Source organism: uncultured Sphingomonas sp., assembly GCF_964250165.1.
Classification (GTDB): Bacteria; Pseudomonadota; Alphaproteobacteria; order Sphingomonadales; family Sphingomonadaceae; genus Sphingomonas.
Genome location: NZ_CAXUEK010000030.1, coordinates 10929 through 32016, shown reverse-complemented (window position 1 = coordinate 32016; position 21088 = coordinate 10929). Strand labels below are relative to the sequence as shown.

Here is a 21088-nt window from a genome sequence, read left to right as displayed (position 1 = left end):
TGTCGATCGCGTCCATCGTGTCGTAGATGTTCTGGAACGCGCGCTGCAGCGTCTCCAGCGGGATGGTCGCGTTCGCCGCCTGCTCGTGGATGCGCGCGGTATTGCTCTTGAGCAGTTTGCCGGTCGAATCGATGATGTTGGCGGTGGTGGTGTTGAGCTGCGTCACCTGCTCCAGCACCAGCTTCTGGTTGGTCAGCGCCTGCGCGACGGTGACGGCGGTGCGCAGCGCAGAGACGGTGGTGGTGGACGCGCGGTCCACGCCCTTCACCAGCTCGACATTGTTCTTCTTGACGAGGTCGAGCGCCAGATAGCCCTGCACCGTCACGGCCATCTGCGTCAGCAGGTCCTGCGTGCGCTGGCGGGTGTAGAACAGCGCGGTCTCGCGGATCGCCTTGGCCTTGGCGGGATCGGTCGCGTCGAGCTCGTTGGCCTTGTCCTCCAGCCGCGTGTCCATCGACCTGGACAGGTGGATCATCTGCTCCAGCTTGCCCATCGCCGCCCAGAGGTTCTGCCGTTCGGTGTCGATCGCGGCATTGTCCATCAGCAGCTCGTCCTTGCCCGAGGCCAGGCTCTTCAGGATCGAGCTGATATGCGTCTGGGCGGATTTGTAGCTGTCGAAATAGTTGCGCAGCTTGCTGCCGAACGGGATGATCCCGAACAGCTTCTGCGGCGCGGTGAGGTTGCCCTTCTTGCCCGGATCGAGGTCCTCGACGACGCGGCGGAGCTGCGCCAGGTCCTTGCCAACGCCGCCCTCCTGATCCATCGCGCGGACCGGCCGGTCGAGGAAGCGGTTGGACTGGCCGGCGGCGTCGCGGATCTCCTTCTGCCCCATCGCGGTGATCGCGTCGACGCGGCGGCCGAACTCGGGCGAGTTGACGTCCTGCGCCACCAGATCGGTGACGAAACCCTCGACGCGCTCGTCCAGCTTCGACTTCACGTCGGTGGCGACCGGCACCAGCCCTGTCGCCTTCTCGGCCTGCACGACCGGCACCGGATCGGGCGGGGTCAGCGTCAGCGGCTTGTCGGCGGTGATCGTGGTCGCGTCCGTCGCCATCGTCATCTCCCTAGGGCCGCACCCATGTGACCGAGCGTGCGACCGCATTCAACTGTGTTGCTTATGTAGAACAGTACGAGCCGACCGCCAACCCCGCCACATTAGCGTCACGCAACGGTCACCGCGGTGTCACGCGCAGCCCATAGCCAAGGTCAACGCCGCTGAAGAGGGGAGTCGCGCCGCCGCCTCCCATGCGCGTCCATGGGAGGACACCGATGACATTGCGCTCGCCCCTGCTCACGCTGGTGACCGCCGCCGCGCTGCTTGCCGGCTGCAACGACGGGGGCGGCGGCACGACCGTCCCGTCCTCGTCCACCCCCGTCGCCGCGCCGAGCCCGACCGCGCAGACCGCGACGCGGACCATCATCTTCGTCTGGGACGGCCTGCGCCCGGACGACGTGACGCAGGCGAACACGCCGAACCTGTATGCGATGCAGCAGGCGGGCGTGAACTTCACGGACAACCACTCGACCTACCCCACCTTCACGATGATGAACGGCGCGTCGTTCGCGACCGGCTCGTTCCCGAAGACCACCGGCTTCTACGGCAACACCTTCTGGACGCCGCCGCAGGGCGGGAACGCGATCCCCGTCGGCAACACCGCCGGCGGCACGCCGCAGGATTACGTCAATCCGGTGTTCACGGAGGACTATCAGGTCCTGACCACGCTCAACGCCTATTATGGCGGCCAGCTGCTGCTCGTCCGCAGCCTGTTCGCCACCGCGCAGGCGGCGGGCATGACCACCGCCACGATCGGCAAATCCGGCGCGGCGTTCATCCAGGACCTGAACAAGGGCGGCTATTTCCTCGACGAGAATACCGTCCAGCCGGGCAGCCTGGTGACCGAGCTGCAGGCCGCGAACATCGCGCTGCCGGCGAACACGGTCTTCAACTATGCGGGTACCGACGCGGTGACCCTGGGCGCCGCCAATGGCAGCCCGACCGCGCGCGCCGGCTACGTCACCTTCAACACCACCGCCTACGATCCCACCGGCGCGCTGACGGTGGCGGCGCGCGATTCGAGCGACACGACGCAGGGCGCCCCCGAGGACGCCGCCAACAAGTATATGATGGGCGTCTATACCAGCTACATCCTGCCCAAGAAGAACCCGATGCTGTCGCTCATCTGGTTCCGCACGCCGGACAATGTCGAGCACGGCTACGGCCCCGGCAGCGCCAATGCGCAGGCGGGGCTGCGCTCGCAGGACACGCGGCTGGGCGAGCTGATGGCCGCGCTGAAGGCGCAGGGCATCGACGGATCGACCAACGTCATCGTCGTCTCCGACCACGCGCACTCGACCGTCTCGGGGCCGCTGGCACTCTATCCGCTGCGCGCGATCACGCGGTCGGCGACCGCGCCCAACGGTCCCGCCGTCAATGGCGCCACCAGCGGCACCAGCGCGGCGGCGCTCGGCGCGGCCAGCACCACCGGCTTCAGCTTCTCCGGCGACGTCCACACCGCGGACCTGCTGACCTATCGCGGGTTCAAGGCGTATGACGGCGCCGCCTGCGGCACGAGCGCGATGTATGGCCTCCAGGCGAACGGGACGCCGACCGTGCCGGTGCGGCTGGACGCCACGGGCGCCCTGTGCGGGGCCGCCAACACCAGATACCAGGCGGTCTCCGCGGCGCTGCCGACGCCGGTCGCGAGCTTCCGCGTGCCCGGCCCGGGCAACCTGCCCGCCACCGGCATCGTCGTCGCCAACAACAACGGCTCCGACTATTTCTACGTTCCCAGCCACGATGCCGGCACCGTCCGCAACCTGGTCAAGTTCCTCCAGCAGCGCGAGGAATATGGCGCGGTGTTCGTGGACAGCCGCTACGGCGCCCTGCCGGGCACCTTCGCCATGAGCCAGGTCAATCTGGAGAACGGCAACCGGCGCGACAACGGTCAGCCGGACGTGATCGTCAGCATGGCGTTCGACGAGACGGCGACCGTGCAGGGCAAGACCGGCATCGAGTTCGAGGATGTCGGCGGCCAGCGCGGCATGCACGGCAGCTTCGGACCGACCGACGTGCACAACACGCTGATCGCCTTCGGTCCGTCGTTCCGCAAGGGCATCACCGTCGCCACGCCCACCGGCAATGTCGACGTGGCACCCACGGCCGCCTACCTGCTCGGCCTGACGATGCCGCAGGCGGACGGTCGCGTGATCAACGAGGCGCTCGCCAACCCGCTCAGCACGGTGCCGCCGGCGGTGGTCGCGTCGACCATCCAGCCGGCCAGCGCGGCGACGGGCCTGACCTTCGAGCTGCCGACCGACCCGACCGGCGCGACGCGCGACACGGCGCTGACGGGCGGGACCTATACCATCCTGCTGCAGGTGAAGGATCTCACGACCGCCGACGGCAAGACCTATCGCTACTTCGACTATGCCCGTGCGCGGCGGCAGTAGGGCGGCGATGGCCGGCGCGGCGGTGCTGCTTGTCGCCGCCGCGCCCGCCGCACCACCGAGTTTCGAGAGCGTGTTCGCGAGCCGGGGCGAGCCGGCGCAGCTCCACTATCGCGTCCTCTATCGCACCGCGACCGGCGTCCACCGGCTCGAGGTCTGGCGCGACCGCGACCGGCTGGTGAAGCGCGTGACCGACGACGGCGTAGCGACGCTGGTGCGCCACGCGCCGGGCGGCCCCGATTTCACGATGCAGATCGCCGATCCGCGCCGGCGCACGAGCACGCGGGTCGACCGCACGAGCCTGTACCGGGTGGGAAACTTCACCGACTGGTTCGATCTCGGCCACGGGTTACGCCACCCGCGCGCCGCCTATCAGCTGCGTCCGCGCGCGCCGCTGCATGCGATGCCGCGCACGCCCGCGCCCTGCCGCTGGTACGATCTGCGCGAGGCGGGGCACACGGCGTCGGTCTGCTGGGACGCGGCGGACCACCTGCCGCTGCTGATCGCGACCGGGCCGGGCCGCCCCGTCTGGCGGGTGCTGGCGATCGACCGCGGGCCGATCGCCGCCGCCACCTTCCGCCTCGCCGACCGCGGTTATATCCACGACGACGCGACGCGCGACATTTCCGGCGATTGAACGGCGCGAGCGACCTGCCCACCCGCGGCCGGGCGCCGGCACTCGCCCCCGACGGCGGGCCGGTGAGCGATGACGACCGGCGGCCCAGGCGCCATCAGACGGGAACGTACATCGCCCGCCGGTGTTGTCGCGGCACGGCAAGTCGCTCGGAAAGCAGGAGGAAAGTTAATGAAGATCAAGTTTTCGGGGTTCGCGCTCGGCCTGGCGTTGACCAGCGTCGCCACCCCCGCCCTGGCGCAGACACCACCGCCGCCGCCGCCGCCCGAGGCGAAGACGTCCGCCGCAGCCTATGTCATGGCCGCGGGCGCCAGCGATCAGTTCGAAATCCAGTCGAGCCAGATCGCGCTGCAGAAATCGCCCCACGCCTCGACCCGGCGCTTCGCCCAGACCCTGATCGCCGATCACCAGAAGACTACGGCGGCCACGATCAAGGCAGCCAAGAAGGCAGGGATGAACCCGCCCCCGCCGATGCTCGATCCGGGCGCGCAGCCCTCGATCGCGGAGCTCCAGAACGCATCGGCGGGCGATTTCGACCGGCTCTATTTCGGGCAGCAGGGACCGGCGCACCAGGCCGCGCTCGATCTGCACCAGAGCTATGCCGCGAGCGGCGATCAGGCGCCGTTGCGCATGTCGGCCAAGGCGGCGGTGCCGATCGTCCAGAAGCACCTGACCAATGCCAACAAGATGATGAACATGCCGGCGGGCAAGATGTCGGGGATGTGATCCCCGGCCGTTCGGCAGGGCGAGAGGCGACGGCGCACCGATCTGTGCGACGCCGCTTCTTGTTGCGCCGCGGCAATTCGGCTAAGCGCCGGGCAACTTTCCCCGGGACATCATCATGAAACTGCGCAACGTGGCGATCATCGCCCACGTCGATCATGGCAAGACGACGCTCGTCGACCAGCTCTTTCGTCAATCCGGCACCTTCCGCGACAACCAGCGCGTCGAGGAGCGGGCGATGGACTCCAACGACCTGGAGAAGGAGCGCGGGATCACCATCCTCGCCAAGTGCACGAGCGTGGAATGGCCCCCGGCGGGAGCGCCCGATGACATCACGCGCATCAACATCGTCGACACGCCCGGCCATGCCGATTTCGGCGGCGAGGTGGAGCGGATCCTGTCGATGGTCGACGGCGTCATCCTGCTGGTCGACGCCGCCGAGGGTGCGATGCCGCAGACCAAGTTCGTGACCGGCAAGGCGCTGGCGCTGGGGCTGCGTCCGATCGTCGTCGTGAACAAGGTCGACCGATCGGACGCGCGCATCCAGGAGGTGCTGGACGAGGTGTTCGACCTGTTCGTCACGCTGGAGGCGAGCGACGAGCAGCTCGATTTCCCCGTGCTCTACGCCTCCGGTCGGAACGGTTACGCGAGCGAGGACCCGGACGCGCGCGAGGGCACGCTGGCGCCGCTGTTCGACCGCATCGTCGCCCACGTGCCTGCGCCCAAGCTGAACGAGGATTCCGCCTTCACCTTCCTGGTGACGCTGCTCGACCGCGACAATTTCCTCGGCCGCATCCTCACCGGCCGGGTCAACTCGGGCGTGGTCAAGGTCAACCAGCCGATCCACGCGCTCGACGATGCCGGCAACGTCATCGAGACCGGCCGCGCGTCCAAGCTGATGGGCTTTCGCGGGCTGGAGCGCGTCGCGATCGAGGAGGCGCGCGCAGGCGACATCATCTCGATGGCGGGGCTGGCGGTCGCGACCGTCGCCAACACCATCGCCGATGTCAGCGTGACGGAAGCGCTGCACGCGCAGCCGATCGATCCGCCGACCCTGTCGATGCGCTTCGCGGTCAACGATTCGCCGATGGCGGGTCGCGAGGGCACCAAGGTGACCAGCCGCATGATTCGCGACCGACTGCTGCGCGAGGCGGAATCGAACGTCGCGATCCGCGTCACCGAGGCCGCCGACAAGGACAGTTTCGAGGTCGCCGGCCGCGGCGAGCTGCAGCTCGGCGTGCTGATCGAGACGATGCGCCGCGAGGGGTTCGAGCTCGGCATCAGCCGCCCGCGCGTGCTGTTCCGCGACGCCGAAGGCGGTGGCCGCGAGGAGCCCTACGAGACGGTCGTCATCGACGTCGACGACGAGCATTCGGGCACGGTCGTCGACAAGATGAACCAGCGCAAGGCCGAGATGACCGACATGCGTCCGTCCGGCGGCGGCAAGACGCGCATCACCTTCTCCGCCCCGTCGCGCGGGCTGATCGGCTATCACGGGGAGTTCCTGTCCGACACGCGCGGCACGGGCATCATGAACCGCGTCTTCGAGCGCTATGGCCCGTTCAAGGGCACGATCGAGGGCCGCAAGAACGGCGTCCTCATCTCCAACGGCACCGGCGAGGCCAACGCCTATGCGCTCGGGTTCCTCGAGGAGCGCGGCATCCTGATGGTTGCGCCCGGCGACCCGCTCTACGAAGGCATCATCATCGGCGAGAACGCCAAGACGGACGACCTGGAAGTCAATCCGATGAAGGCGAAGCAGCTGACCAACTTCCGCGCGAGCGGCGGCAAGGACGACGCCATCCGCCTGACGCCGCCGCGCCGGCTGACCCTGGAGCAGGCGATCGCCTATATCGACGACGACGAGATGGTGGAGGTGACGCCCAAGTCGATCCGGCTCAGGAAGCGCTTCCTGGACCCGCACGAGCGCAAGCGGGCGTCGCGGTCAAAAGAGGCCGCTTGAGCGGGTTCAATCTGGAAGCACCCAGTGCACCGCGACGACCACGTACCGGCGTGCAGGTGCGCCTACGTCGCCCGGAGCGAAGCGTCCACGGTCTCTCAGAATAGAGCAGGTTGCGGTGTCTAGCGGGGTTGAGCCGGAGCTTTCCACGATTGCGCAGCTGACCACCTTCCCCTGTTTGTCGGCCACGGACAAGGTCTGGACGCGGCCCTGCTGATGGGCGCTTATCGCCGCTGGAGGGTATTGGTTTGGGCCGAATAATCTGGCGAGCCATGCTCCGCCGGGTTTGATCAATGCAGCAGGATCGGCGCCCCAGCCGCGCAGCAGATCGTCGCTGCAGGTCTTCACGGCCGCAAGCGCCTTGTCGGTGGGGCCAAGTATCAGTCTGATCCGATTAGGCTCTCCGACGTCCAGTTCGAGTTCCTTGGCTGTGGGCAGCGCGTCCCAGAAGGATTGATCCGCATCGAAGCGGACGCCGTGCTGACCTGCCGCCGCGAGAGGCCCGCGCGCCCATCGCACATCGAAGCGATCGCCGGAAGGCAAGATGGTGACGCTGCCATTGCCACGTCTCACCGAGCCGAGCGGGCCGGGCGCGAGCAGCAACAGTTCGCCTGACGCCATGTCGGCCGATGGCTTGATCCCGAACGTGATGGGCGCGCTAGCCGTCCCGAACGGCCTGGAGAGGGTACAATTCGCCTGATTATATTCAACCACCCATTTGCCGACTGGGGCGAGCGCAGGCGGGGCGGCAACTGACTGCCCGACTGCTAGGAAGGTGGCAACCATGATGTTCAAGCTCATTCACGCACCCACTTTCTCGAGTAATTTGCACGTCGTTAAACGGCGCGTCGATGACGCTACTCGCCCGTCATCGCCATCAGCACCGCCCATTCGTCGTCGCGCACCGGCGTCACCGACAGGCGGCTCTGGCGGAGGACTTCCAGCTTGGCGAGGCGCGATTCGGCCTTGATCTGCGCGAGCGTCACCGGCCGGGCGAGCGGCCGCAGCGGCGCGACGGCGACGCTCGCCCAGTCGCCCTTCTCGCCGTCGGGTTGCCAGGCGCGCGTGATCGCCATCACGCCGACGCACGCCTTCTGCTTGCCGGAATGGTAGAAGATCGCCTCGTCGCCTGCGCGCATCTCCTTCAGGAAAAGCCGCGCGGTGGGGTTGCGCACGCCGTCCCACTCGGTCGCGCGATCGCGCACCAGGTCGTCCCAGCCATAGGTCTCCGGCTCGGATCGCAGCAGCCAATAGGTCAACGGTTAAACCCCATCTGAACGCGCCATTCCGGCCTCATTCAGCGCGACTCGCCTACAAAATGCAACAAGGTCGCGGGGATGCGCGTTTTTCCCGAAGACCGGGCAGGTATGAGTAGGAGGTCTTGAGATGACTGATTTTCTGAAGAAAGCAGGACTGGGTCTGGCACTGGCGGCGACGACCTTTGCAGCGGCCGCTCCGGCCGAGGCGCAGTATCGCGGCGGTTACGGCTATCGCGGCTATCGCCATGGCGGCATCGGTGCCGGCGGCGCGGCGGTGTTGGGTGGGCTTGTCGGCCTGGGTGTCGGCGCGGCGATCGCGTCGAACAACAACCGCTACTATGACCGCGGCTATTATAACGGCCCGGGTCCGCGCGGCTATTATTACGACGACGGCTATTACAACGACTATCGGCCGCGCTGCTGGACGGAGCGCCGCTGGGACTATTACGGTCGTCCCTATCCCGCGCGCGTCTGCAACTGATCCGCGGGAGCGACGCGGCGGAAGCGCCAGAGCGGCGCGGGGCTTTGCGGTCCCGCGCCGCTTTTTTGTGGGCAGCGTCCGCGCGCCCGGCTAAGCGCCCGCGCCATGACCGACACGCCTCCCGACCGTCTCTCGATCGACCCGCACAGCCCGCATTTTGACCAGGCGGCGCTGGAACGTGGCGTCGGCATCCGCTTCAAGGGCGCCGAGCGGACGGATGTCGAGGAATACAGCCTGGCCGAGGGCTGGGTGCGCGTGGCGCTGGGCAAGAAGGTCGACCGCCGCGGGCGGCCGCTGACGATCAAGCTCGCGGGGCCGGTGGAGGCCTGGTTCAAGGACGGGGTGGAAGGCGTCGCCGCAACGGAGGGCTGACCATTCCCTCTCCTCTTCAGGGGAGAGGGTGGCCGAGCCGCAGGCGAGGACGGGAGAGGGGCGGTGCGGGACCAGCGGCTGCTTGCGCTAGCGAAGCACATGCGGAGCAATCCCACCCCGGCCGAAGCCAAGCTTTGGTGTTAGCTCAGAGCCAAGCGCTTCGAGAACTGGAAGTTTCGGCACCAGACCGTGCTGGCCCCCTATATCGCCGACTTCACCAGTCGCGGCGCCATGCTGCTAGTCGAGGCGGACGGCGATATGCATGGAACGACCGCAGAATATGATGCGCGACGCACAGCGTTTCTCGAACGTCAGGGTTGGCGCGTGCTGCGCTTCGCCAATGCCGACGTGATGGAAAACATTGAGGGTGTGCTGACGGTCCTTGCGGCCGCACTGCCCCTCTCCCGTCCTCGCTGACGCTCGGCCACCCTCTCCCCTGAAGGGGAGAAGGAAGGACTAATGGACGAACCGCGCGACCACGTCGCGGTAGCTGCGCGAGACCTTCACGCTCGCGCCTGAGTCCAGCACCAGGAAGCACTCGCCGTTGGTGTGCGGCTTGACCTGCTTGACCAGGTCCAGGTTGACGATGGTGGAGCGGTGGACGCGCTGGAAGCGGCGCGGGTCGAGCCGCTTCTCCAGGTCCTTCATGGTCTCGCGCAGGATCAGCGTGTTCTCGCCGGTGTAGATGCACATATAGTCGCCGGCGGCGTCGATCCGCTCGATCGTGTCGACGTCGACGCGGAAGATCTGGCCCTGATCCTTGATGTTGATGAGCTTCTCGAAGCGGTTGGCGTTCATCGCGTCGCTGCCGCCGGCGCCCTCGGCCGCCAGGTCGGCCGCCGCCTCCGGCGCGTGCTCGGTCAGCGCGTCCTTCAGCATGGCCGCCTCGCCGACGCTCTGCTTCTCCGACAGACGCTGGCGCACGAGATCGAGCGTCTGGGCGAGCCGGGACTCCTCGACCGGCTTCATCAGATAGTCGACCGCCTGCGCCTCGAACGCGCGCAGCGCATGATTGGAATAGGCCGTGACGAAGACGAACAGCGGCGGTTCGACCTCCATCAGTCCCTGCACGACGGAGAAGCCGTCGAACCCGGGCATCTGGATATCCAGGAACACCAGGTCCGGCTTCTGCGTCTTGATCGCGCGGATCGCCTCGCGGCCGTTCATGCACTTCTCGACGATCTCGACATCGGGATGAGCGGCAAGCCGCAGTTCCAGCCCCTGGATGGCGAGCGGCTCGTCGTCGACGAGAATGGTGCGGATGGTCATGACACCTCGGATCGGGAGGAGGGCGGAGCAGCGGGGCCCGCGCGGGCCGCGAGGGAGGAAGCGCCCGGCGCGGGGGAATGCTTCATGCCCGAGCGATCCTGAACGGATGCTGGCGGATCGTCATGCCGCCGCCCGCGCATCTTCGAGCTGGAACGGAATCTCGATCGAGACGGCGAAACCGCCGCTTGCCGTCGAATGCGTCGTCAGCCGCTGATCGGGGCCATAGGCCTGCACCAGCCGCTCGCGCGTGTTCTGCAACCCGACACCGGTCGACAGGCTGGCGGGCGCGGCACCATCCTGCAGGCCCGGCCCGGTATCCGAGACGGAGATCTTCACCCGCTCACCCGCCAGCGTGACGTCGACGCAGATTTCCGCGCCTTCCTCCTGCGGGGTGACAGCGTATTTGATCGCGTTCTCGACCAGCGGCTGGAGCAGCAGCGACGGCAGGCGCGCCTGCTCGACACGGGGATCGATGTCGAATCGGGGCCGCAGCCGGCTCTCGAACCGCATCTTCTCGATCTCGAGATACAGCTTCAGCGTCTCCACCTCCTGCGCGACGGTGACGTGCGCGGTCGGCTCGTTGGCGAGCGTGTAGCGCAGGAAGGACGACAGCCGGCTGAGCATCGCGTTGGCGCGCTCGGTCTGCTTCAGCAGCACCAGCGTCGAGATCGAATTGAGCGTGTTGAACAGGAAGTGCGGGTTGAGCTGATAGCGCAGCATGGCGAGCTGCGCGGAGCTCGCCTGCAGCTCCAGGTCGCGCATCTGATCGATCTGCTCCTCGACGATCAGGTAGAAGTTGATCCCGAAATACAGCGCCGACCAGCCCGCGATGACCGTGAAGGTGACGTAGATCGAGGCGAGCAGCCGCGTCAGCGTCAGGCCCGACTGCGCGGTCTGGATGTAGGAGAAGTTGACGGTATCGAGCACCGCATAGAGGAGGGTCGCGGCCGCCAGCGTGGCGATGGTGAGCAGCACGCCCGTGACGCGCGGCAGGGTGCGATACAGGCCGTAGAGCGTCGACAGCAGCAGCGTGAGGCAATAGCCGAGGATCGTCTCCACGATCACCGGCACGATCACGTCGAAGGACGGGCCATTGGAGATGGCGGAGACGCCGCGCAGCACCAGATAGCCGCCCCAGCCCACCGCCTGCAGCGTCCAGAAGGCGCGCGCCTTGTCCTCGAAGAACGGCCGGACGTTCAGCGGGACGTGGGGATTGGAGGCGGGAAGCGTGGCCATCGCTGCGGAAGGTTATAGGTGGTGACGGGCGGCGGCGGAAGGCGTTGACGCTGCCCGTTGCGCGGCGCAGGCGCTGGGCGGATGATGCGCGCTCTTCTCCGGACCCGCGGGCGCTGGTGGGCGCTGCTGCTGGCGGTCGCGCTGGCGACGCGGCTGCTCGCGCCGGAGGGCTGGATGCCCGCGCGAGGCGGCGGTGTGATGCTCTGCCCCGGCGCGAGTGTGCCGATGGCGATGGCCGGCCACCATCGCCATGACATGCCAGGTCGGGCGGGCGACCACGCCTGCCCCTTCGCGCAGGTCGCGGGCATCGTGCCGCCGCCCGCGCCGCTGGGCTGGGTATCGCCCGCACCGCCGCCACCGGCCACGCTTGTGCTCGCCCTGCTGCCGATGGTCGGCCGCGGGCTCGCCGCGCCGCCGCCGCCCGCCACCGGACCGCCCGCCTTCGCCTGACCCGCCGGCGCCGCCATCGGCGGCACCCGTCCCGTTCAGTTCGAAGGATCACCCATGTCACCGCTGCCCTGGGCGCTCGGTTGCGCGTCCCTGTCCGTCCTCGTGATCGCGGCACCTGCCCGCGCCGAGGACGATGCCAAGCAGAAGCCCGACATCCTCGTCGTCGCGCAGAAGCAGACCCAGACGATCGAGAACGCGCCGTCATCCCGCGCGGTCGTCACCGCGGATCAGATCGCGACGACGATCAACGCCGTGAACGTCGAGGACACGTTGAAATACCTGCCCAGCCTGATCGTCCGCAAGCGCCATATCGGCGACACCCAGGCACCGCTGGCGACGCGCACCTCCGGCCTCGGCGCCAGCGCGCGCAGCCTGATCTATGCCGACGGCGCGTTGCTCTCCTCGCTGATCGGCAACAACAACACGCTCGCCAGCCCGCGCTGGAGCCTGGTCAGCCCGGAGGAGATCGCGCGGATCGACGTGCTCTACGGTCCCTTCTCGGCGGCTTATGCCGGCAATTCGATCGGCGCGGTGGTCAACATCACCACCCGATTGCCCGACCGGCTGGAAGCGACCGTCGCGGCGGGCACGAGCGTCGGGACGTTCGACCAATATGCGACCCGGCGGACGCTGCCGGCCTATCAGGTCGGCGCGACGCTGGGCGACCGGCTCGGCCCGCTCGCGCTGTTCGCCAGCGTCACCCACACCGACAGCAGGAGCCAGCCGGAAAGCTACGTCACCGCGCCTCGCCCGGCGGCGGCCGCCGCGGCCGGGGTGCCCGCCACCGGCGGCTTCGACGACGTCAACCGCCTGGGCCAGCCGATCCGCGTGCTCGGCGCGACGGGCTTCGCCGGCCAGCGGCAGGACAACGTCAAGTTGAAGGCCGCACTGGACGTCGCGGCCGGCATCCGGCTGGCCTATGTCGGCGGGCTATTCCTCAACGCCACCGACGGCACGGTCGAGACCTATCTGACCGGCACGGCCGCGGGGCAGCCGCTCTATGTCTCCCCGACCGGGCCGGCGGCGCCGCTGGTCATCGACGGGCGCGCCTATACGCTCGCGCCCGGGGCGTTCGACGGCGGCCTCTATCGCTACGACGAGCGGCACTGGTCGCACGCGCTGTCGGTGACCGGCAGCGGCGCGCGCGTGGACTGGCAGGTGATCGGCAGCCTCTACGACTTCGCGCACGACGTTCAGCGCCAGCCCAGCGGCGCGCTGCCCGCGGCGTTCGCGGGCGGGGCGGGAACGATCACGCGGCTCGACGGCACCGGCTGGCGGACGCTGGATGCCAAGGGCGCCTGGCGGTCGGACGCCGCCGCCACCAGCACGCTGAGCGCGGGCGCGCATTACGACCGCTTCGAGGTCAACAGCAACGGCTATGCGACCGCGGACTGGCGGCACGGCGGCGACGGCGCGCTCATCCAGGCATCGCGCGGCAAGACCCGCACCGCCGCGCTGTGGGTCCAGGACGAACTGCGGATCGCCGGGCCGCTCAGGCTGACCGTCGGTGGCCGCTATGAATGGTGGCGCGCCTATGACGGCTTCAACTACGCGCTGGCGCCCGCGCTGTCGCGCAGCCAGCCGGCGCGGACCGCCAGGGGCTTCTCGCCCAAGGCCTCGCTCGCCTACACGCCCGTGCCCGGCTGGACGGCGCGGCTGTCGTTCGGCAAGGCCTATCGCTTCCCCACCGTCGGCGAGCTGTATCAGGCGATCACCACCGGAACCGTCCTGACCGTGCCCGATCCCAACCTGCGGCCCGAGCGCGCGCTGTCGGAGGAATTGGCGCTGGAGAATGCGGACCGGCACGGCAGCGTCCGGCTGTCGTTCTTCAACGAATCGATCGAGGATGCGCTGATCTCCCAGTCCGCGCTGCTCGTGCCCGGCTCGTCGACCGCCTACACCTATGTCCAGAACATCGGCCGCACCCGCGCCCGCGGCGTCGAGCTGGCGTTCCGGCGGACCGACTTCCCGGTCGACCGGATCGACCTGTCGGGCAGCGCGACCTATGCCGACGCGACCACGCGCCAGGACCCGGCGTTCCCTTCGGCGGTCGGCAAGCTGCTGCCGACGGTCCCGCACTGGAAGGCGACGGCGGTCGCGACGTGGCGCCCCGACGATGCGGTCGCGCTGAGCGCGGCCGCGCGCTACTCCAGCCGCAACTATGCCACGCTCAACAACGCCGACATCGTCGGGAACACCTATCAGGGCTTCTACCAATACCTCGTCGTGGACCTGCGCGCGACGGTCCGCGCGGCGGACCACCTGACGTTGGGCATCGGCGTCGATAACGTCAATGACGACCGCTATTTCCTCTTCCATCCCTTTCCGCAGCGGACCTTCCAGGTGGACCTGCACTGGACGCTGTAACGAAAAGGGCCGCCGTCCCGATCGGAACGGCGGCCCCTTTGGCCCGGTGGCGGCGCGATCTTCAGAAGGTGAAGCGCGCGCCGACGCGGATCAGATAGAGCGAGTTGTTGACGCTGATCGCATTCTCGCTCGGTTGGCGGAACGAGCTGTAACGATACTGCGCGCAAGGCTGTGCGCTGGTGTTGGTCTGCACGCCTGCGCCCGAAACGCCGGTCGGCGTCGCGACCGCCAGACACTGCACCTGCACCACGTCGCCGGTGTAGGGGAATCCGAGCTGCCGCAGGCCGCCCCAATTGTGGTTGAGCAGGTTGGGCAGGTTCTCGATATCGCCGAACAGCGAGATGCGCGACTTGCCGATAAAGGTCGGGATCTCCTGCTCCAGGTGCAGGTCGATGCGGGTGAAGGCGCGGCTACGGGCGATGTTTCGGCCGGCGATCTGGCCGCGATAGTCCTTCAGGCTCGAATTGCTGATCAGCGTATCGAGCGACTGCTGGGTCGCGACCGAATCGTAGCTTACCCGCGGATCGGTATCGCTCGCCGGCACGTAGAGCAGGTAGCGATTGGAGTTGGCGGTGTTCAACACGCCGAACACCGGCGAATTGTTCGCAGTAATGTTGTCCGACATCGTGAAGCTGTAGTTGCGGCCCGCGCGGGTCTCGCCGAACAGCTGAGCCACGGTGCGGTAGTCGCCGAAGAAGGCGTGATCGAAGCCGACATTGTATTTGAAGGCCCACTTCGTCTCGTCATTCGAATCGCCGAAGGCCGGGAAGTTCGGATCGGCAACGGCCTGGTTGGTGTAGTTGGAGCTGATCGTCGACGAGGTGGCGGCGGCGAGGTCCTTCACGCTCTGCCACGCATAGGCGCCGCCGAACGACAGGCCGAAGTCGAACCGCTTGTCGAAGCGGACGTCGAACAGGTTGCCGTAGCCCCGGCTCGTGTTGGTCAGCAGGATGTCATAGTTGGAGTCCGTGAAGCCGAGCAGGTCGAGATAGCGCGGCCGTCCGTCCGGCAGCGTGCCGACCACCTGCTTGCGGATGTCGGTGAACGCCAGCGCGTGGATCGTGTCCGTGTGGATGTAATCCGCGCCGAAGTTGAAGCCGAAGATATTGTAGTCGGCGGACAGCGTCGCCTTCAGCACCGAGGGCAGGTGGAAATTGGGATCGAGCGCACCGGTGTTGCTGCCGGTCAGTGCCGTGGCGTTGGTGGTGACGAACGAGGCCACGACCGGGTTCACCACCGCGCCGTTGACGTTGTTCAGCGCCGCCGCGCAGACCGCCGCCGTCGCGGTGCCGAGGCTGGCGGTACACCCGGCAGCGTTGGCCGCGCGCGTGAAGGTGACGCGGTTCGACAGGATGGTGTTGGAGAAGCTGTTGGACAGGTAGATGTCGGGCGAGCCGCCGCCGAACACGCCCGCGCCGCCGCGCACGGTCAGCCGCGGCGTCGCCTTGAAGTTGAAGCTCGCGCGCGGCTGGAAGTTGTCCAGGCCCTTGTAGGTCTTGGTGTTCGGGAAGTTGTAGCGGCTGAGGAAATACGGGTTCAGCACCGGCGCGTTGCGCATGCCGTAAAGGTCGTAACGGACACCATAGGTGAAGGTCAGCTGGTCGTTGATCTTCCAGTCGTCCTGCATTCCGAACGTCCAGTTGTCGTAATGGAATGACGCTGCCGCGCCATCCGGCTGGCCGTTGAGCGGCACGGCGATGATCAGCTGGTTGGCGTTCTTGGCGTTATAGTCGGCGATCGAGTCAAAATAATAGCCGCCGGCGCTGTACTGCAGGAAGTTGTTGGTGGTGCGGTTTTCCGCCAGCTCGGCGAACAGCTTCACCTCGTGCCCACCGGCGCGGTAGCGGGCCAGGAACGAGCCGTCCCAGGTATCGGTAAACAACGTGTTGGTCTGACGGCTGATGTCTGGACCGTAGACCACCCGCGGCAGGCCGACCGTGCAGCTCGTGATGCCGTTGGTGCCGCTGTTGATGCTGGTCGGGTCGAGGCAGGTGGTGAACTGCGCGAAGCCGGTGCCGAGCAGCGACGCCTGGCCGCGCTTGTTGCTTCGATAGATGCCGCGCACCTCGGTCGAGAAGTTGTCGGTCCAGTCCGAGTTGAGCTGGACGATGCCGGCGCGCTGCAGCTCCGTGGTGGCGTAATAATCCGACGAGTAACCGACGGCCGGCGTGGTCGTGGAGCTCGACGTGCCCTGGGAAATCTCCAGCGAGTCGTAGGCGTTGATATAGGAGATCGAGAGGCGCTGGCCGGTGGCGATGTTCCAGTCGATGCGGCCGACGATCTTCTCGTCCTTCTGCGGGTTCAGCGACAGGAAGGTGCCGGGATTGTAGTTGTACAGCGTCTGGGCGTTCGCGATCACCGAGTTGATCGCGGGGGTCGCCGCCGTCGCGCCGGGGATGCCGGCGAAGCTGGCGATGCCGAACGGCCGCGGATCGGTGTTGCGCTCGGCCGAGACCATGAAGAACAGCTTGTCCTTGACCAGCGGTCCGCGCAGCGTCGCGCCATAGGTCTTGCTGTTATAGCTCGGCAGCACGGCCCTGAGGTCACCGGCGGCGCTGTTGCCGATGCGCTTGCCCTGAATGGAGTCGGTCGACTCCGAGTAGAAGCCGGTGCCGTGGAAATCGTTGGTGCCCGACAGCAGCACCGTATCGATCGCGCCGCCCTGGAAGCCGCCCTGGCGGAAGTCATAGGGCGCGATCGAGACCGAGACCTGCGCGATCGCGTCGAACGGAATCGGGCCGCGGCCGGTCGGCGAGGCATCGGGATTGAGGCCGAAGGTGTCCCCGACCGTGACGCCGTTGATCGTGAAATGGTTGTAGCGCGGGTTGACGCCGGCGAAGCTGACCGCGCGCGAGTTGGACAGGTCGAGGCTGGCGAACGGATCGCGGCGCTCGATGTCGCGGATGTCCCGGTTCACGGACGCGACCTTGCTGATGTCCTTCTGCGTCAGCACGGTCGACGGACCCGCGGAGATGACGCCGGCGCCGCGGATCGCGGTGGCGGTCACGACCACTTCCTGTCCGCCCGCTGCGGTATCGTCCGCCGCGGCGAGGTCGACCGGCAAGTTGAAGGACTGCTGCACCACGGTGTAGACGTCGGTCACGCTCTTGTTGCCCTGGGGGCTGGTGACGTTGACCGTGTAGGGGCCGCCGGGACGCAGGCCGGGCAGGGTGAAGCCGCCGCTCGTGTCGGTGGTGGTCTGCGACTTGGTGCCGGAGTTGACGTCGGTCGCCGTCACCGCGGCGCCGGCGACGGGCGCGCCGCCGCTCGTCACCACGCCGCGAATCGACGAGGTCGTCTCCTGGGCGGACACCGCCATGGGAATCACGAGCGCAGCCGCGGCCGCGCCGAGAAGATATTGCAAACGCATGATGTTTCCCACCCTTGAGAGCGATTGAGCTGATGCAGCCGCTGCCGTCGTCGCGGTCCTGCCCCGCTTTTATGTCGCTTCAATGACAGCGGCCAGCGTTCAGGCGGCGCTCAGGGCAAGTCTTAATGATGCGTTGCAAAAAAACCTCACCGGCGCGGCCGGATCAAGGGCGCGATCGCACGCTACGGCCCTGACCCGGCTCGCCTTCGTAACAGCCGCGGCGGCACCTGCGGTCGGCGGCGTTCCGGACGCGCCTGGAATGGCCGTTGCGGCGCGGATGGCTCCAGGCGAGCACGGGGCTGGCCGCAATTCGAGAACGGACGCGGCGCCGGGTCGTCAGGTCAGCGTAGCCAGGCTTTCGGCGAGGTCGGCGTTCCGGAAAGGCTTGGTGAGCCGTGGCAGGTCCGGATCAATGCCTTCCGCCTCCGCGTAACCCGAAACGATCAACACCCTGGTATCCGGCAGGTCGGTCCGCACCGTGCGCGCGAGTTCGGTTCCCGAGATGCCGGGCATGAGATGGTCGGTGACGAGCAGGTCCGGCTCGAGACCGCGCCCGACGAGTTCGAGCGCCTCCTCTCCGGAACGGGCCTCGACCACGGAATAGCCGAGCTCGACGAGCATGTCCGCCGTGCTGAGCCGGACGAGTTCCTCGTCATCGACCAGCAGCACCACGCCGCTGCGACTGATCTCGGCGGCCTCGTCCACGGTCCGGTTCTCGGCGGAGACGGGATCGACGCTCTCGGGCAGCCACAGGTCGATCGCCGTCCCGATGCCGGGGGTACTGCTGATCGTCAGCGCACCGCCCAGCTGCGAGGCCAGGCCGTGTGCCATCGACAGGCCCAATCCGGTGCCCTTGCCGACGCCCTTGGTCGAGAAGAACGGCTCGATCGCCCGTTTGAGCGTCGCCTCGTCCATCCCCATTCCGGTGTCGGTGACCGACAGGCGAAGGTAGCCGCCCGGCGCGACGGCCGCCTCGTTGCCCGTCTCGACGGTTTGCGAGCTGACCGAGATGCGCAGCGTGCCGCCGTCCGGCATCGCGTCACGCGCGTTCACCGCCAGGTTCAGGATTGCCATTTCGAGCTGGTTGGGATCGACCTTCGCCGCCGGCAGGTCGTCCTCGGCGTCGACTACCACCCTGATCTGCGGTCCGGTGGTGCTGGACACGAGGTCCGCCATCCCGTGCACAAGCGGCGCGAGATCGACCGCGGTCGCTCGCAGCGGCTGGCGCCGCGCGAAGGCCAGAAGGCGCTGCACCAGGGTCTTCGCGCGTTCGGCCGACTGGACGGCGCCAGCGATCAGCCGCCGCTCGCGCTCATTGCCCAGCCCCTTCCTCTGGAGCAGATCGAGCGAGCCGACGATGGGCGTCAGGAGATTGTTGAAGTCGTGCGCGACGCCGCCGGTCAGGCTGCCCATCGCCTCCATCTTCTGGGACTGGCGCAACGCCTCCTGCGCGAGGGCCAGTTCCTGCTCACCGCGAAGCCGCTCCGATATGTCGGTCGCCAGATGGAAGGCGCCGATGATCGTGCCGTGTGCGTCGCGGAGCGGCGTGTAGCTGATCTCCCAGGACGGTTGCCCAAGCTCGGGCCGGCCGAACTCCTCGGCGATCGTGAACGCCTCGCCCGACAGCGCGCGTGCCATGAGCGCGCGCATGACGGGCTGCTGCTCCGCTATGAACAGGTCGGGGAACACGTCGCCCAGCTTGGTGTCGAAGCCGTTCACGCGCCGGAACTCGTCATTATGGGCCTTGTTGAATGCGATCAGGCGGTAGTCGCGATCGAAGGCGCAGATCGGGGAGGTCGTGGCCTCGACGATGTCGCGAAATCGGCGGATCTCGTCGGTGCGCTCGGCGACCTGCCGCTCAAGCGTCTCGTTCATCTCGCGGATGCGCGCGTCGGCCGATTTCCGTTCCGAAACGTCGTTGAAGAGCACGGCGACCCGGCGCTGCTCGGGTGTGCCGACGCGAAAGGCATGGTACTCGTACCACCGACCCAACGACTCCGCATATTCCTCCCCACGGACCGGATCGCCGGTGAGCGCGACCGCTCCGTAGATGTCATACCAGCGCTGCTCGTGATTGGGCGCGAGCTCGCCGATCCGTCGCCCCACCGCGTCGACCAGCCCCGTCTGGGCCTCGAAGGCGGGGTTGACCTCCTCGAAACGGTAGTCGGCCGGACGGCCATCCGCGTCGAACAGCACCTCGATGACGCAGAACCCCTGTTCGACCCGCTCGAACAGGGTGCGGTAGCGGGTCTCGCTGTCGCGCAGCGCAGCGTCGACGCGGCTGCGCTCGACGGCGGTGCGCGTGCGCTCGCCGACCTCCTGGATCAGCGCTTGCTCCTCGGCAGTCCAGTCGCGCACGTCGGCGTTGTCGACGAACAGGGCCGCCACCAGCCTGCCCTGCTCGATCACCGGCACGGCGACGAAGGACCGCGCGCTTTGCGCTTCCAGCGCTCCGGCTGCGGGGGCGGTGCGGTCGTCGGCCCGAGCATCGGCGATCGAGACAAGGTCGCCTCGCCTCAGGTCGTCGAGGAATGAACCATAGTCGCACAGCCGCAGGGTGCCGGCGCGCGACCGGACCCCGGGAGCCGTCCAGTCGCGCTCGACGTGAAGCGTCTCGCCGACCGGATCGATGGTGGCATACCCGACGCGGCTTACCGCCAGCGCCCGACCCAGGATCGCGGCCGCCGCGTAGGCCAGTTCGCCGGGGCTCTGGACGTCGCGGATGGCGTCGGCGAGTTCGGCCAGGCACGCCTCGTGGATCTCGGCGCGCTTGCGGTCGGTGGTGTCGATCGACACGCCGGTCAGGCGGACGGTCTGCCCGTCCGCGCCGACGACAGGCCGTGCCCTGATCTGCACCCAGCGTAACTCGCCCGCGGGCGTCACCAACCGGTATTCGATGTCATAGTTCGCGCCGGTGGCGACGGTGCGCTCGACGGCAGCGGCCATCCGGTCACGGTCCTCCGGATGCACGGCGTCGCGCAGCTGCTCGTAGGTAAACGGGACCCCGGGGTCCCGGCCGAAATTCTCGCGGCATGTCGCCGACGTGATCAGATCGCCGCTGGTGAGGTCGAGTGTCCACGCGCCCAGGCGGCCGGCGTTCAGCGTGAACCGCAGCTCGCTCTCGCTCTCGCGCAGTTCCGCCACCGAGTCGCGCACCTGGAATTGTCTGAGACGCGCCTTCAGCGCGGACCGCACCGCGCCCAGCATCGCCTCGGCATGCAACGGCCGTTCGAGCAGGACGGTGTTGCCGAGTGCGCGCAGTCGCTGCAGCGCCCGCTCGCCCCGGCGCGCACCGTGACCGTTCGCCAGCACGATGAACGGCAGATCGGACCAGGTCGGTTGATCCGCGATCCAGTCGGCGAGCGCGTCGGCGCCTTCGTCGGCAAGGACTTCCTCGGTGAGCATGACCGCTCCGGCACCGACCTCGATCTCGTGGAGGAGATGGTTGATGTCGGTGCACGCGACGGCGGCGACCGCGTTCCGGTCGAACAGGCCGATGGCGACTTCGGCGTCCCGCCCG

Annotated in this window: 15 protein-coding genes and 1 pseudogene; 9 read left to right on the top strand and 7 right to left on the bottom strand. The window is 67.9% G+C overall.

What is annotated here, in order from left to right; all coding sequences use genetic code 11:
• Positions 1-1054, bottom strand: a 1054-nt coding sequence (locus tag ACFE64_RS08260) for a toxic anion resistance protein (RefSeq protein WP_375391984.1), incomplete at its 3' end; no start/stop codon positions are given.
• Between the two features lie 215 nt (positions 1055-1269).
• Between ACFE64_RS08260 and ACFE64_RS08255 the strand changes: the two genes are divergently transcribed.
• The 4 genes from ACFE64_RS08255 to typA all read left to right on the top strand — a co-directional run bounded on the left by ACFE64_RS08255 (position 1270) and on the right by typA (position 6767).
• Complete coding sequence (locus tag ACFE64_RS08255) at positions 1270-3450, top strand: alkaline phosphatase family protein (protein ID WP_375391983.1); 2181 nt, start codon at positions 1270-1272, stop codon at positions 3448-3450.
• On the top strand, positions 3428-4084 hold the full coding sequence (locus tag ACFE64_RS08250) for a hypothetical protein (RefSeq protein ID WP_375391982.1): 657 nt from the start codon (positions 3428-3430) through the stop codon (positions 4082-4084). Before ACFE64_RS08255 ends, ACFE64_RS08250 begins: the two co-directional genes overlap by 23 nt.
• A gap of 168 nt (positions 4085-4252) precedes the next feature.
• Complete coding sequence (locus ACFE64_RS08245; protein WP_375391981.1) at positions 4253-4807, top strand: DUF4142 domain-containing protein; 555 nt, start codon at positions 4253-4255, stop codon at positions 4805-4807.
• Positions 4808-4922: 115 nt separating this feature from the next.
• Positions 4923-6767 (top strand): translational GTPase TypA, encoded by a 1845-nt coding sequence (typA, locus tag ACFE64_RS08240; protein ID WP_375391980.1) that lies wholly within the window; start codon positions 4923-4925, stop codon positions 6765-6767.
• 6 nt (positions 6768-6773) lie between these two features.
• Here typA and ACFE64_RS08235 read toward each other — a convergent pair whose 3' ends face one another.
• Together ACFE64_RS08235 and ACFE64_RS08230 are read right to left on the bottom strand one after the other, a co-directional pair.
• Positions 6774-7565, bottom strand: coding sequence for an energy transducer TonB (locus ACFE64_RS08235; protein WP_375391979.1), 792 nt, complete (start codon positions 7563-7565; stop codon positions 6774-6776).
• Positions 7566-7621: 56 nt separating this feature from the next.
• The gene (locus ACFE64_RS08230; RefSeq protein WP_375391978.1) at positions 7622-8023 is read right to left on the bottom strand and encodes an EVE domain-containing protein; all 402 of its coding nucleotides are present in this window, start codon (positions 8021-8023) and stop codon (positions 7622-7624) included.
• 127 nt (positions 8024-8150) lie between these two features.
• Between ACFE64_RS08230 and ACFE64_RS08225 the strand changes: the two genes are divergently transcribed.
• From ACFE64_RS08225 to ACFE64_RS08215, 3 genes and pseudogenes are all read left to right on the top strand, one after another.
• The gene (locus tag ACFE64_RS08225; protein WP_375391977.1) at positions 8151-8504 is read left to right on the top strand and encodes a hypothetical protein; all 354 of its coding nucleotides are present in this window, start codon (positions 8151-8153) and stop codon (positions 8502-8504) included.
• Positions 8505-8609: 105 nt separating this feature from the next.
• Positions 8610-8876: a DUF3297 family protein gene (locus ACFE64_RS08220; protein WP_375391976.1), complete on the top strand. Its 267-nt coding sequence runs from the start codon at positions 8610-8612 to the stop codon at positions 8874-8876.
• Positions 8877-9032: 156 nt separating this feature from the next.
• Positions 9033-9293, top strand: a pseudogene (locus ACFE64_RS08215) (endonuclease domain-containing protein); the annotation flags it as partial.
• Positions 9294-9332: 39 nt separating this feature from the next.
• On the opposite strand, the gene ACFE64_RS08210 reads toward ACFE64_RS08215, so the two are convergent.
• Together ACFE64_RS08210 and ACFE64_RS08205 are read right to left on the bottom strand one after the other, a co-directional pair.
• A complete protein-coding gene (locus ACFE64_RS08210; protein WP_375391975.1) occupies positions 9333-10145 on the bottom strand; it encodes a LytR/AlgR family response regulator transcription factor in 813 nt (270 codons plus the stop codon).
• Between the two features lie 120 nt (positions 10146-10265).
• On the bottom strand, positions 10266-11381 hold the full coding sequence (locus tag ACFE64_RS08205) for a sensor histidine kinase (RefSeq protein WP_375391974.1): 1116 nt from the start codon (positions 11379-11381) through the stop codon (positions 10266-10268).
• A gap of 84 nt (positions 11382-11465) precedes the next feature.
• On the opposite strand from ACFE64_RS08205, the gene ACFE64_RS08200 reads away from it, so the two are divergent.
• Positions 11466-11831, top strand: a complete 366-nt coding sequence (locus ACFE64_RS08200) for a hypothetical protein (RefSeq protein ID WP_375391973.1) — start codon at positions 11466-11468, stop codon at positions 11829-11831.
• Positions 11832-11885: 54 nt separating this feature from the next.
• Positions 11886-14198 (top strand): TonB-dependent receptor, encoded by a 2313-nt coding sequence (locus ACFE64_RS08195; protein WP_375391972.1) that lies wholly within the window; start codon positions 11886-11888, stop codon positions 14196-14198.
• A 61-nt stretch (positions 14199-14259) separates the two neighbouring features.
• On the opposite strand, the gene ACFE64_RS08190 is transcribed toward ACFE64_RS08195, so the two are convergent.
• Together ACFE64_RS08190 and ACFE64_RS08185 are read right to left on the bottom strand one after the other, a co-directional pair.
• Positions 14260-17568 carry a carboxypeptidase regulatory-like domain-containing protein gene (locus ACFE64_RS08190; protein ID WP_375391971.1) on the bottom strand — a complete coding sequence of 1103 codons (3309 nt, stop codon included), beginning with the start codon at positions 17566-17568 and terminating at the stop codon, positions 14260-14262.
• Between the two features lie 336 nt (positions 17569-17904).
• Positions 17905-20775, bottom strand: a complete 2871-nt coding sequence (locus ACFE64_RS08185; RefSeq protein ID WP_375391970.1) for a PAS domain-containing protein — start codon at positions 20773-20775, stop codon at positions 17905-17907.
• Between the last annotated feature and the right edge of the window lie 313 nt (positions 20776-21088).